Annotated in this window: 14 protein-coding genes; 8 read left to right on the plus strand and 6 right to left on the minus strand. The window is 64.7% G+C overall.

The window, feature by feature from the left end:
• Positions 1-17 precede the first annotated feature (17 nt).
• The gene (locus AC6CIE_RS09750; protein WP_175123187.1) at positions 18-1,541 is read left to right on the plus strand and encodes a M48 family metalloprotease; all 1,524 of its coding nucleotides are present in this window, start codon (positions 18-20) and stop codon (positions 1,539-1,541) included.
• Between the two features lie 7 nt (positions 1,542-1,548).
• Here the strand turns inward: AC6CIE_RS09750 and AC6CIE_RS09755 are convergent, their stop codons facing one another.
• The 4 genes from AC6CIE_RS09755 to AC6CIE_RS09770 form a co-directional block, all read right to left on the minus strand.
• Positions 1,549-2,649 (minus strand): YheT family hydrolase, encoded by a 1,101-nt coding sequence (locus AC6CIE_RS09755; protein WP_239216265.1) that lies wholly within the window; start codon positions 2,647-2,649, stop codon positions 1,549-1,551.
• A 17-nt stretch (positions 2,650-2,666) separates the two neighbouring features.
• On the minus strand, positions 2,667-3,089 hold the full coding sequence (locus AC6CIE_RS09760; protein ID WP_175123185.1) for a YybH family protein: 423 nt from the start codon (positions 3,087-3,089) through the stop codon (positions 2,667-2,669).
• Positions 3,090-3,129: 40 nt separating this feature from the next.
• Positions 3,130-3,348: a zinc-finger domain-containing protein gene (locus AC6CIE_RS09765; RefSeq protein WP_175123184.1), complete on the minus strand. Its 219-nt coding sequence runs from the start codon at positions 3,346-3,348 to the stop codon at positions 3,130-3,132.
• Between the two features lie 88 nt (positions 3,349-3,436).
• Positions 3,437-4,357 carry a branched-chain amino acid transaminase gene (locus AC6CIE_RS09770; protein ID WP_175123183.1) on the minus strand — a complete coding sequence of 307 codons (921 nt, stop codon included), beginning with the start codon at positions 4,355-4,357 and terminating at the stop codon, positions 3,437-3,439.
• Positions 4,358-4,530: 173 nt separating this feature from the next.
• On the opposite strand from AC6CIE_RS09770, the gene AC6CIE_RS09775 reads away from it, so the two are divergent.
• The 3 genes from AC6CIE_RS09775 to AC6CIE_RS09785 all read left to right on the plus strand — a co-directional run bounded on the left by AC6CIE_RS09775 (position 4,531) and on the right by AC6CIE_RS09785 (position 7,389).
• Positions 4,531-5,280, plus strand: a complete 750-nt coding sequence (locus AC6CIE_RS09775; protein ID WP_175137193.1) for an AzlC family ABC transporter permease — start codon at positions 4,531-4,533, stop codon at positions 5,278-5,280.
• Positions 5,277-5,612: an AzlD domain-containing protein gene (locus AC6CIE_RS09780; RefSeq protein ID WP_175123181.1), complete on the plus strand. Its 336-nt coding sequence runs from the start codon at positions 5,277-5,279 to the stop codon at positions 5,610-5,612. Before AC6CIE_RS09775 ends, AC6CIE_RS09780 begins: the two co-directional genes overlap by 4 nt.
• Positions 5,613-5,895: 283 nt before the next feature.
• The gene (locus AC6CIE_RS09785; protein ID WP_498092166.1) at positions 5,896-7,389 is read left to right on the plus strand and encodes a DEAD/DEAH box helicase; all 1,494 of its coding nucleotides are present in this window, start codon (positions 5,896-5,898) and stop codon (positions 7,387-7,389) included.
• 92 nt (positions 7,390-7,481) lie between these two features.
• On the opposite strand, the gene AC6CIE_RS09790 is transcribed toward AC6CIE_RS09785, so the two are convergent.
• On the minus strand, positions 7,482-7,865 hold the full coding sequence (locus tag AC6CIE_RS09790) for a thioredoxin family protein (RefSeq protein ID WP_175137194.1): 384 nt from the start codon (positions 7,863-7,865) through the stop codon (positions 7,482-7,484).
• A gap of 63 nt (positions 7,866-7,928) precedes the next feature.
• On the opposite strand from AC6CIE_RS09790, the gene AC6CIE_RS09795 reads away from it, so the two are divergent.
• The 3 genes from AC6CIE_RS09795 (at position 7,929) to AC6CIE_RS09805 (ending at position 10,597) form a co-directional block, all read left to right on the plus strand.
• Complete coding sequence (locus AC6CIE_RS09795) at positions 7,929-8,738, plus strand: EI24 domain-containing protein (protein WP_175123178.1); 810 nt, start codon at positions 7,929-7,931, stop codon at positions 8,736-8,738.
• A 31-nt stretch (positions 8,739-8,769) separates the two neighbouring features.
• Positions 8,770-9,585 (plus strand): competence/damage-inducible protein A, encoded by an 816-nt coding sequence (locus AC6CIE_RS09800; protein ID WP_239216271.1) that lies wholly within the window; start codon positions 8,770-8,772, stop codon positions 9,583-9,585.
• 148 nt (positions 9,586-9,733) lie between these two features.
• A complete protein-coding gene (locus AC6CIE_RS09805; protein ID WP_175123176.1) occupies positions 9,734-10,597 on the plus strand; it encodes an IclR family transcriptional regulator in 864 nt (287 codons plus the stop codon).
• A gap of 100 nt (positions 10,598-10,697) precedes the next feature.
• Here the strand turns inward: AC6CIE_RS09805 and AC6CIE_RS09810 are convergent, their stop codons facing one another.
• A complete protein-coding gene (locus tag AC6CIE_RS09810; protein ID WP_056568785.1) occupies positions 10,698-11,675 on the minus strand; it encodes a tripartite tricarboxylate transporter substrate binding protein BugD in 978 nt (325 codons plus the stop codon).
• A 381-nt stretch (positions 11,676-12,056) separates the two neighbouring features.
• On the opposite strand from AC6CIE_RS09810, the gene phaP reads away from it, so the two are divergent.
• A complete protein-coding gene (gene phaP / locus AC6CIE_RS09815) occupies positions 12,057-12,635 on the plus strand; it encodes a TIGR01841 family phasin (protein WP_105237564.1) in 579 nt (192 codons plus the stop codon).
• The last annotated feature ends 70 nt before the right edge of the window (positions 12,636-12,705 follow it).

A 12,705-nucleotide genomic window follows, 5' to 3' on the forward strand; every position in this document is an offset into this window, starting at 1 on the left:
ATCGCTATCATAGGCTTATGAACCGCAGGAACATGCCATCCATTTGCTCGATTGCGAAACGGGGCGCGATCGCTAGCCTTTGCGCGGCGCTCGCCATTCCCGTTGCTCCCGTCACCGCGTGGGCGCAGCCGGTCGGGTTGCCTTCCATGGGCGCCGCCTCGTCGTCCGACCTGTCGCCCATGCTGGAGCGCACGCTGGGCGAAGCCATCATGTCGCAGGGGCGCCGCGACCCCACTTACATCGACGACTCCGAACTCAGCCAATACCTCACGACGATGGGGCGCAAGCTGGCGCAGTTTGCGCCAGGCGGCGTGCCCGAGGTCGAGATGTTCGGCGTGCGCGATCCCGAAATCAACGCATTCGCGATGCCGGGCGGCTTCATTGGAATCAACACGGGTCTGATCGTGTCGTCGGCCAGCGAGTCCGAACTTGCGGCCGTGGTCGCCCACGAAATCGGCCACGTCGTGCAGCGCCACATTGCGCGCGGCATGACCCAGCAAAATCAGAACGGCATGCTCATGCTGGCCAGCCTGGCGGGCGCGTTGCTTGCGGCGCTGGCGGGCGGCGGCGGCAATCTTTCCATGGGCGTGGCCGCCTTCGGCCAGGCGGCGGCCATCAACCGGCAGTTGGGCTTTTCCCGCGACGCCGAACGCGAGGCCGATCGCGCCGGCCTGCAGATGCTCACCAAGGCCGGCTACGACGCCGCCGGCATGTCGCAGATGTTTGCGCGGCTGATGAACGCTTCGCGCCTGAACGAAGGCGCGGGCGGCGGCTCGTGGGCCAGTACCCACCCGCTGTCGATCGAGCGCATGTCCGACGTGCAGAACCGCACCCGCGCGCTGCCGGCAACGCGCCATCTGGACAGCGACGACTTCTGGTACATCCGCGCCAAGATGCGCGTGGTGCAGGGCCGCGATACCGTGGGCTTGCGCACCGCCGGACAGCAATTGCAGGACGAGGCCCAGGCGCTCTCGGGCGTGCGGCAGTCTGCCGCTTATTACGGACTGTCCCTGCAGAACTATCAGCGCAACAATCTTGCGGAAGCGGAACGCTATTGGAATCTGGCGTCCGCCGATGGGCGCAGTTCGCCCCAGTTGGCGAAGCTGGGCGTGGACATCGCGCTGGCGCGCAAGGATTTCCCGCAGGCGCTGTCACTGGCCCAGGCGGGCACCAAGCGCTATCCGGACCACCGGGCGCTGGGCATCGCGTACGCGCAGGCGCTGCAGGGCAATGGGCGGCACGCCGAGGCGCAGGACTACCTGCGCGCCAAGATCAAGCAGTGGGGCAGCGACGAGCCCAGCCTTTACCAGATGCTGGCGCAAAGCGAAGAGCGCAACGGCAAGCCCGTACAGGCGCGCCGCGACCTGGCGCGTTACTACGTCATGACAGGCGCCTATGCGGCCGCGGAATCGCAACTGCAACAGGCGCGCGGCCTGTCCAAGGACTTCTACGAGCAGTCGCAGATCGACGTGCAGATCAAGGAAGTGAAGGACAAGCTGGCCGAAGAGCGCCAGCTGCTCGAGCGCTTCAAGTCGGGTTGACGGGCGCTTAGAGACCCGTTTCGAAGAACCGCCCCAGCCGCTGCGGCAGCCAGTTCAGATGCCCCGGAAAGCTGCCTGTCGGAAAGCCCGCGTGCCCGCCGTCGGAAGGCTGGTGCAGCAGGATGCCCGGCGCACACTCGTCAGGTTTCGGCAGCGAAGCGGCAGGAATGAAGGGGTCGTTGCGCGCGTTCAGCACCAGCGTCGGCACGGCGATCTTGGGCAGCCACGGCTTGCTGGAGGCGCGCGTCCAGTAGTCCAGCGCATTGCGAAAACCGTGCATCGGCGCGGTATAGGTGTCGTCGAACTCGCGCAGGTCGTGCGCGTGCGCGATCCGCATGACGTCGATGGAACCCGGAAACCGGTGCGCTTTTTCCAGGACCTTGTGCTTGAGCGTCTTCAGAAAGTGCGCCGTATACACGCGCCGGTTGAAGATGCCGGTGGATAGCGTCTTGCCGCAGGCGACCAGATCCAGCGGCGCCGACACGCCGGCGCAGGCGGTCAGCCACGTGGTGTCTTCCTGGTGTTCCCCCAGGTACTTCAGCAGCGCGTTGCCGCCCAGCGATACGCCGACGGCATGCCAGCGCGCGTGGGGAATGCGCTGGCGCACGGTGTTGAGCAGAAACCCGACCTCGGCCGAGTCACCCGAGTAATACGCGCGGGCCAGCCGGTTGGGCACGCCAGAGCAACCCCGGAAATGCGCGATGACCACGATCCACCCGCGCGCCCGGAAATGGTGCGCGACGGACTGCGCATAGCGGCTGTTGCTGCCGCCTTCCAGGCCGTGGAACAGGATCAGGGCAGGGGTGTCGGGCGTTTGCGGCAGCGACTTCCAGTCTGCGTCCGTCATCCAGCGCGCCGCGGCGGTCTTGCCATTGCCGACCGGACGTTGGCCGCTCACCGGCGCGCCATCGGCGGCCTTGTGCGGAAACAGACCAGGGCCTGTCCAGTCGAAGTCGACGAAGTCCGTATCGGGCGTGTCGACGCGATCGCGCACGAACGCGATGCGGTGATACTGCGCGAACAGGGCGGCGTAGACCGTCTGGCTGTCGCCCCCGGGAAGCCAGGGGGGTACAGGGCAGGGCGTTGTATCAAGACGAGCAGCGGCCAACTGGGAATCCACCGCGTTCAATGAAGCATGTCGGGCACGTCGTGCAGGTCGAGCACCCCGGCTTCGGAGGGCGCCTGCGAGGCATGGTGCATGACCATGCGCCAGCCCGTGGGGCCCTTGTGGTAGATGTTGGTGGCATAGCAGTTGGCGAACTGCGTGCCCTCACGCGTGCGCACCGCGACCTGTTCCACCAGGACATGCACCGCGCACATCATGCTGAGCATGACGAGCGGGCGCAGTGGACGCACATGCAACGGACCGTTGGCCAGCACCTGTTGCCAGGACTCGTGCACCGCGGAATGGCCGACGACGCGCAGCCCTCCCGGATGGATGCATACGACTTCCTCGTCGTCGGCCCAGACCTGCATCAGGCGGACGGCGTCCGCCTGCTCAAGGGCTTCGTAGAACGCGTGTTCTGCTTCTTCGGGCGTGGCGAACATGGCTGCTGAAACGGTTAAGCGTGTTATGGGGCGGTGCCGCTCAATGGTGGCCGTGCAACACCGTGCCGGCCTTCAGGCGGTACTCGGCGCCACAGTAGGCGCAGCTTGCGGAACCGGTGCGGGCCACGTCCAGGAAGACGCGGGGGTGCATGCTCCAGAGCGGAGCCTTGGGGCCGGGACAGAACACGGGAAGGTCTTCGGCGCCGACCTCGATGACTTCGTTAGCGCGGGAGCCGGCGGCCGGGGCAGCAGCGGTCATGGATATTCCTGAAAAAAAACCGATAGACGGCAGGTTGAAACAATGATGCGGTCTTGCTGGGCAAAAGCGCGCCAATCAGAATTGAGAATCAGACTTTACTTAGCCAGTGATGGTACTTCGGGTTGCGGCCATTCACCACGTCAAAAAACGCGTTCTGCAATAGTTCGGTGACTGGACCACGCCGGCCCGAGCCGATCTGGCGGTTGTCGACTTCGCGGATGGGCGTGACTTCAGCGGCCGTGCCGGTGAAGAACGCCTCGTCCGCGATGTAGACGTCGTCGCGGGTGAGCCGTTTGGTGACCACACGCAGGCCGAGGTCGGCCGCCAGGGCGTGTATGGTCGAGCGGGTGATGCCGGTCAGGGCGGAAGCGATCTCGGGTTCGCAGAGCACCCCGTCCTTGACCAGAAAAAGATTTTCACCGGAGCCTTCGGCCACGAAGCCGTCGGTGTCCAGCAGCAGGGCTTCGTCGTAGCCGTCCTGCAGGGCTTCGGTATTGGCCAGGATGGAATTGGCGTAGGTGGTGGCGACCTTGGCGCGCGGCATCGTGACATTCACGTGCTGGCGCGCAAACGACGAGACCTTCACGCGGATGCCGCCGGACAGCGCTTCTTCGCCCAGATACGCACCCCAGGGCCATGCCGCGATGGCCACGTGCACCCGGGCGCCCTTGGGCGACACACCCATTTTTTCGGGGCCGTAGAACACGAGGGGGCGCAAGTAGCCGGATTCAAGCTGGTTTTCGCGCACGACCGTCCGCTGTGCCTCGTTGATCGTGTCGCGATCGAACGGCATGGGGATCTGGTAGATGTGCGCCGAATTGAAGAGCCGGTTGGTGTGGTCTTCGAGGCGGAAGATAGCGGTGCCGAGGGTGGAGTTGTAAGCGCGCACGCCTTCGAAGACGGACAGCCCGTAGTGCAGCGAATGCGTCAGGACATGCGTCGTCGCGTCTCGCCATGGGACGAGCTTGCCGTCATACCAGATGAAACCGTCGCGGTCAGCCATCGACATGGTCTTCTCCACACAGTGCGCACCAAACCTGCCGCCGTGCGCCAGGCCATGGGGGCCAAGAATCTCGAGGGCGCTATTGTATCAAGCAGCGAGGTTACAATACGGGCCTATTCGCGCAGTTCATTCCCATCGAGTATCCATGTCGTCCTGCCTGAATCGCCAGGGGCCAGCCGTTGTCCTCTGAAACCGCGCTTCCTGAATCCGAAGACCCAGCCCTGGTCCGCCAGGAACGCGTAACAGCCTTCCGTGCCGGCGTCCACGCCATCGTGCCCGCCCTGATCGCCACCGCGACCTGGGGATTGGTGACCGGTGTGGCGATGGTCAAGTCCGGACTGACGGAATCCATGGCGCTCGCCATGACGCTGCTGCTGTACGCCGGCTCGGCCCAGCTCACCTCATTGCCGCTCATCGCCGCCGGCGCGCCGCTCTGGCTGATCTTCGCGGCCGGCTGCGTCGTGAATCTGCGTTTCATCATCTTCGGCGCCGCCCTGCAGCCCTATTTCCGCCACCTGTCGTGGCCCAAGCGACTGGGACTCGGCTATTTCACTACTGACATGGGCTTCGTGCTGTTCATGCCCCGATTTGGCGACTCGGTCGAACGCGGGACCCGCGAGCAACTCTGGTTCTTCCTGGGTTCCATCGTGCCGGGCTGGCTGGTCTGGCAGTCGTCGTCGATCATCGGTATCTATCTGGGCGCGCAGGTTCCCACCGATTGGTCCCTGGATTTTGCCGCCGTGCTGGCGCTGCTGGCCATCACGGTGCCGCTGGCCAGTTCCAAACCGATGCTGGTGTCGATGCTGGCCGCCGGCGTCGTCGCCTGGGTGGGGCAGGCAATGCCCCTGCGCCTCGGGCTGGCCGCGGCGGTGATCTCCGGCGTCATCGCCGGCATGTGGGCCGAACGCTTCTTCAAGGCGCGTCCATGACAAATTGGTCCTGGGAACTCTATGTCTATTCCGCCATCCTGCTGCTTGCCCTGTGCAGCGTATTGACGCGCGCCGGGTTCATGCTGTTTGGCGATTACATTCCGCTGTCCGACAATGTGCGCCGCGCCTTGCGCTACGCACCCGCCGCGGCGCTGACTGCCATCGTGGTTCCCGATCTGCTGCCCTGGAAGGCCGGGCTGGGCCCTGTGTTCGACTACAAACTGGTCGCCGGGCTGGTCGCCATCCTCGTGTTCCTGCGCACCCGCAGCGCGGTGCTTGTGATCGTGGTCGGCATGCTGGTGCTCTGGGGTTTGCGCTGGCTGGCCAGCTGACGGCCACAAATCCAGGGTCACATCGTCCGTCTGATGGACACTCGAGGCACTTTTTTTGCCTCGGTGGGCCATTGGATCGTGCTGCCGACCGGCCCTCAAACAGACCGTTTGACCGTGTGGTAAGGCGGCTGCGCTAAAATTCATCAATCCACAGCAATCCGGGCCTGGTACTGCCCTCATAAGTATCGAATCCAGCATGGATGCCCCGATGCCTTATGTAGCAGTGCATGCAGCACTCTCGTTTTGTTCTTTTTCACTGGTCCCGGTACTTGCCTAACCCCTGATGACTGAATCCACTCAAACCGCAGCACCCACCGCTGACGCGCCCGCGCCCGCGCCCGCGCCGACGTTCGACGATTTCGGGCTGCACCCCCTGTTGTTGCAGTCCATCGCCGAAACCGGCTACACCACCCCCACGCCCATCCAGGCGCAGGCCATTCCCGTCGTGGTGTCGGGTCGTGACGTCATGGGCGCCGCGCAGACCGGCACCGGCAAGACGGCGGCCTTCACGGTGCCGATCCTGCACCGTCTCATGCCCCTGGCCAACACCAGTGCTTCGCCCGCCCGGCATCCGGTGCGCGCGCTGATCCTGGCGCCCACGCGTGAACTGGCGGACCAGGTCTTCGAGAGCGTCAAGCGCTACAGCAAGAAGACGCCGCTGCGCTCGGCCGTCGTGTTCGGTGGCGTGGATATCGGTCCGCAGAAAGAAGCGCTGCGCCGCGGCTGCGAGGTGCTGGTCGCCACGCCGGGCCGCCTGCTCGACCACGTTGAACAAAAGAACGTGAACCTCAGCCAGGTCGGCATCCTGGTGCTGGACGAAGCAGACCGCATGCTCGACATGGGTTTTCTGCCCGATCTCGAACGCATCATCCGGCTGCTGCCCGCGCAGCGCCAGGGCCTCTTGTTCTCGGCCACGTTCAGCAACGAAATCCGCAAGCTGGGCCGTTCATACCTGAACCAGCCTGTGGAAATCGAAGTGGCGGCGCGCAACGCCACCGCGACGACCATCACCCAGATCGCCTACAAGATGACCAGCGACGCCAAGCGCGCCGCCGTCGTGCATCTGGTGAAGTCCCGCGGCCTGAACCAGGTCATCGTTTTCTCGAACACCAAGATCGGCACGGCGCGCCTGGCGCGCGACCTCGAACGCGACGGCGTCAAGGCTGAATCGATTCACGGCGACAAAACCCAGGCCGACCGCATGAAAGCGCTGGAAGCCTTCAAGGCGGGCGAGCTCGAAGTGCTGGTCGCAACCGACGTGGCCGCGCGCGGCCTGGATGTGGCGGGCGTGCCTTGCGTCATCAACTACGACTTGCCGTACAACGCCGAAGACTACGTGCACCGCATCGGCCGCACGGGCCGCGCGGGTGCGTCGGGCGAAGCCATTGCCCTGTTCACCGCCGATGAAGAGCGTTTCCTGCTCGACATCGAAAAGCTCATCAAGCGCGAAGTGCCTCGTGGCACGCTCGACGTGCCGGCGGATCTGATCGCCCGCAGCCATCGCCGCAGCGACGGTGGTTCGCATTCGCGCGAAGGGCGCGAGAGCAGCCGTGAAAGCCGCGGCGACCGTGGCGATCGCGGCCGTTCTTCGGACCGCCGCTCCAGCCATCATGGCGGCGGCTCGCGCCAACCGGTGGACGACTTCTTCCTGAAGCCTTACGAGCCCTCGACGACTGCCGCGCCGGCCGAAGAACAGGATTCGCGCAGCAATGCCGCGCCGTCGTCGGCGCCCAAGCGCCAGCTTGCCGTCCTGCTCGGCGGCAGCCGCAAGCCCTGATCGCACGCGACACCGGTCGCCGGTCCTCGGACCGCAAAAAAACCCGCAAGGCCTTCAGGCGTTGCGGGTTTTTTGTTGGGCGCGGCGCGATGTCAGGCGGCCAGCATTCGCGGCAGATCGGGCAAGGCGGTGGTCACGGCCGCGCTGTCTTCGTCAAGGCTTTCCAGCAGACGCTCCAGGTGGCCGATATGCGGCAGCATGGGGCCGTAGAACACGACACGACCGCCGATCTGCACCAGCAGCGTAGGGAAGTTCTCGACGTCCACGTCGCCCAGCAATTCAGCGTGATCCTCGATGTCGACCCAGGCAAAGACGTGTTGCGGCAAGGCGCCGGCCAGGGCCTGCAATTTGGGCTTGTATTCTTCGCAGGTGTCGCACCAGGCGGCGCAGAAACAGGCGATGAGCCAGGTGTTGGGCGTGGCGCTCAGCCGCGCGCGCAGCGGGGCAAGATCGGTACCAGGAGTAAGCAGAGACATGTGAGCGGATCGGGGCGGGTTTGACTATCATACCCGGGTTGTTCACCCCTCAATTTGATTGCCATGACCGTCCTGCGTACTGATCCGCCCGCCCCCGGAAACGGCCGCCTGTCCGGCGCCGGCGCGGGGGCCGTAAGCGTGGGGCAGGCGTTCAAGCGCGCGCTCGTGTCGCAGTGCCACCCGACCATGCTGTTCGCGGTGCTGCTGCCTTTCCTGATCGCCCTTGTTGGCGCCATCCTGCTGCTCTGGTTTTTCTGGACGCCCCTGACCGACTGGTTGCGCACCGAGGTGTCGCAATGGGACATCGTCAATCGCGTCGACCAATGGTTAGTCGCGGTCGGCCTGTTCTCGCTCAAGATCTGGCTGATTCCGGTCATCGCCGCGGCCATCCTGTTGCCGGTGTCCGGCATCCTTGGACTGGCCATCGCCGCCGTCTTCGTCATGCCGCTGGTGCTGCGTCACGTCGGTCAGCGCGAATACGCCACGGTGGGCCGCCGCGGCAAGTTCTCCACCGCGGTCAGCGTGTGGAACGCCGTGTGGGTGTCCGCGGCGTTTGCCGCGGGGTGGGTGCTGACGCTGCCGCTCTGGCTCGTGCCGCCCATGGCCATCGTGCTGTCCATCTTCTGGTGGGCCTTCGCGTTCTCGCGGATGATGCGCGTCGACGCGATCGTCGAGCACGCCAGCCCGGATGAACGCAAACTGATCCTCGAACGGAACAACGGCGGCTTCTGGACCATCGGTCTGATTTGCTCGCTACTGAACCTGCTGCCGCCCGCGTGGATTATCCTGCCGGTGTTTTCCGCGCTGGTCTACGCGCACTACGGCCTGGAAGCCCTCAAGCGCCTGCGGCAGGACCGCGTCATCGACGTCTGATCGGCGTCTTTTCTTATCAATGGAATCGGACATGGCTGCAGAACCCACCGCCCGCCGTATCGGCCTCATCATCGTTGGCGATGAAATCCTGTCGGGACGGCGCCAGGACAAGCATTTTTCCAAGATCGTCGAAATGCTGGGCGCGCGCGGCATGCACCTGAGCTGGGCCGAATTCCTGCCTGACGAGCGCGACCGTCTGGTCGACGCCTACAAGCGCAGCTTCGCCAGTGGCGATGTCGTGTTGTCGTGTGGCGGCATCGGCGGCACGCCCGACGACCACACCCGCCAGGCCGCGGCCGCTGCGCTTGGCCTGCCGCTGGCACTGCATCCCGAAGCCGAGGAGGCCATCGCATTGCGCACGCGCGAAATGGCGGAAAAGGGGCAGGGCACTGCCGACATGAGCGCGCCGGAAAACCAGCAGCGGCTGCAGATGGGCATGTTCCCCGAAGGCTGCGAGATCGTCCCCAATCCGTACAACCGGATCCCGGGATTCTTCATCAAGGATCACACCTTCGTGCCGGGCTTTCCCGTCATGGCATGGCCAATGCTGGAATGGACGCTGGATACCCGCTATCGTGCGCTGCAGCATATTCGCGCCCACGTCGAGCATTCCTTCCTGGTTTTCAGCATGCCCGAATCGCGCATCACGCCGTCGATGGTTACTGTGGAAAGTCGTTGGCCCGACGTCCGCGCGTTCAGTCTGCCCAGCGTCGGCGAGGCGGGCGGCACGCCCCACATCGAGCTGGGCGTGAAGGGCGAACCCGAGGCTGCCGCAGCGGCGCTGGAATTCCTGCGCGCCGAAGTCCTGCGCCTGGGCGGCAAGCTGGCGCCCCCGGCGGCGGCCTGATTTGCGCGCCGGCGGGGGACCGCCGGTCGCGCCCGCTGCGCAAATACCATTTGCCAAACCGGCCGGTAAATTTCACAATACGGGATAAGAACTGTTTGCTGCATTGCCGCAACGCGTGTCTTGCGTGGCGGCGCCAGCCCAAAATTCCATGGCCCGTCTTCCCACCCCTCGCAATCCGCTGGACGCCGAAACCGAAGGCGCTTCCGCCCATCCGATCGCCATTCAGGTCATCGAACGCGCAATGCGTCTGCTCGACGCCCTGGCCGCGCAACCGGATCCGGTCACGCTCAAAGAACTGTCGGCCACCACCGGGCTGCACGCCTCCACCGCCCACCGCATCCTGAACGACTTGGTCGTCGGCCGCTATGTCGAGCGGGTCGACAACGGGCTGTATCAGCTGGGCATGCGCCTGCTGGAGCTGGGATCGCTGGTCAAGGGCCGTCTGAACGTGCGCGAGGCGGCCATTCCCGCCATGCGGTCGCTGCACAAGCTGACGGGGCAGACCATCAATCTTTCCGTCCAGCAGGGCGACGAGATCGTCTACATCGACCGCGCCTGGAGCGAACGCTCCGGCATGCAGGTGGTGCGGGCCATCGGCGGCCGCGCGCCGCTGCACCTGACGTCCACCGGCAAACTGTTTCTGTCCACGGGCGACACGCGCCAGGTGCGCGCCTACGCGCTGCGCACGGGGCTGGCCGGCCATACGCGCAACAGCCTGACCGATCTGGACAAACTGGAACGCGAACTGGCCCTGGTGCGCCGCCACGGCTACGCCCGCGATAACGAAGAGCTGGAGTTGGGCGTACGCTGCATCGCCGCCGGCATCTTCGACGACACCGGCAAGCTGGTGGCGGGGCTGTCGATCTCGGCGCCGGCCGAACGGCTGCAGGACGACTGGATCAAGGCGCTGGTCGAAACTGCCGCCAGCATTTCCGAAGCGCTGGGCTACGAACCCTCCGTGTCCTCGGGTTTCAACGGATTGGGTCTGGCGGCCGAAGCCATGCGGCCGTAGCTGCGGCGCACGCCAAAACAGAAAGCCCCCGTGAGGGGGCTTTTTTATGGGCCGTTGCCGCAAGAGGCGCCGCCGAAGCGGGCGGCCTCTTGAAGCGGGCTTATTGCTTTTCGATGCCGGCCTTCTTGAACAGCTCGGCCCATTGCGGGACCTGCTGCTTGACCTTGGCGGTCAGCGCATCGGGGTTGGCTTCCGACGTCAGCACGGTGGCGCCGAGTTGCTTCATGCGCTCCTGGAACTTGGGATCGGCCAGACCGGCCTGCAAGCTCTTGACCAGCTTGTCCACGACAGGCTTGGGCGTGCCCTTCGGCACCCACATGCCATGCCAGATGCCCACTTCAAAGCCCTTGTAGCCGGACTCGTCCATGGTCGGCAGCTTGGGCAGCGTGGGAACGCGCTTCAGGCTGGTCACGGCGTAGGCCTTCACCTTGCCGCCTTCGATCTGCTGCGTGGTGTTGGTGGTCTGGTCGCACATCAGATCGACCTGCTTGCCCAGCAGGTCGTTCATGGCGGGCGCGGTGCCCTTGTACGGGATGGTCAGCAGTTGCACGCCCAGGGCTTCGACCAGCATCGTGCCGCACAGGTGGCTGGCGGCGCCGATGCCCGCGTTGGCGAGCGAGACCTTGTCCTTGTTCTTTTTGACGTAGTCGGCCAGTTCGGCGATGGTGTTGGGCGGGAAGTCCGAGCGGGCGACGATGGTCATGGGCACGTCGACCACCAGGCCGACCGGCTCAAAGCTCGTGAAGGGGTCATACCCCGGATTCTTGTACAGCGACGGGGCGGTCGAGAAGCCGGCGTGCATCAACAGGATGGAATAGCCGTCCGGCTGGGCACGGGCGACCTGAGTGGTGCCGATGGTGCCGCCGGCGCCGCCCTTGTTTTCAACGACGACCGTCTGGCCCAGGCTGGGCCGCATGGCTTCCGCAAGGGAGCGGGCGACGTTGTCCGTCGGGCCGCCTGCCGCGAACGGCACCACCATGTTGATGGGGCGTTCCGGATATTCCGCGTGCGCGGCGCCGGCCGCGAACAGGGCACCGGCCGCGAGCAGGGCCGAAAGCGTGCGGGGAATGAAAGTCATGAGGTCTCCGATTGCAGGGTTTTGCTTGCTGCGATTAGTTATCTTTCGCTGACATATCATTGGTATTTGTCTGTCATCAGCGTGAAAACAGTGTAGAAAAGAATTGATACCGCGTCATGTCCGGTATTTCCCGAGTTCCGGGAATTCGTTGAGCAGAATCAAGCCCCGGCAGGCGGGCGCACCGTTAAAGTGCAAACACTTGTTGCGCCGCACAAAAACTGCTTGACAAGTTTTTTACCCAGTCTAGAATGGCAATTGTGCAGTGCATCAAACGGGCCGGCGGTAGCTTGTAGTACCAGTTTCCGCGCACGTTTCTTATTTCGTCGCAGACAACCATCCTTACTGCCGGACAGCCTCCGGCTACCCTGAGAGGAGCATCCTATGAGCGCAATTCCGCAACAAGTTCTGGACCGTCAAAAGGCCAGCATCAACACCATCGTGGCCGCCCAGACCGCCGTCTTCGCCGGCTTCGAAAAGCTGGTCGAACTGAACCTGAAGGTCGTGAAGGCCACCCTGGACGAAGTCGCCCAGAAGTCGCAGCAAGCCGCTGAAGTCAAGGATCCGCAGGAAGCCGCCGCGTTCGCGACGGGCCTGCTGCAACCGGGCGCCGAAAAGGCTCTGGCCTACACCAAGCACGTGTATGACATCGTTGCCGGCGTGCAAGGCAGCCTGGTCAAGCTGACCGAAGAACAGATCGCCGAAAGCCAGCAACAGCTGAGCGAAGCCGTCGACCAGTTCTCCAAGAACGCCCCGACCGGTTCCGAAAGCGCCGTCGCCCTGATCAAGTCCTCGCTGGCCACCGCGACCAGCGCCTACGATTCGATGACCAAGGCTGCCAAGCAGGCCGCTGAAGTCGCCGAGTCGAACCTGAACGCCGCCGCCAACGCGACCTTCAAGGCCGCCACGGACGCCGCCGACGCCGCGACCAAGGTTGCCGGCCGCAGCCGCCGCAGCGCCTAAGTATTTGGCGCACGGTGCTGCGCAAAGCGCAGTAATGTAGTACTGTTGAGTGACAGAGCAGAGCTGGAAT

This window comes from Achromobacter sp. GQ309 (assembly GCF_059759315.1).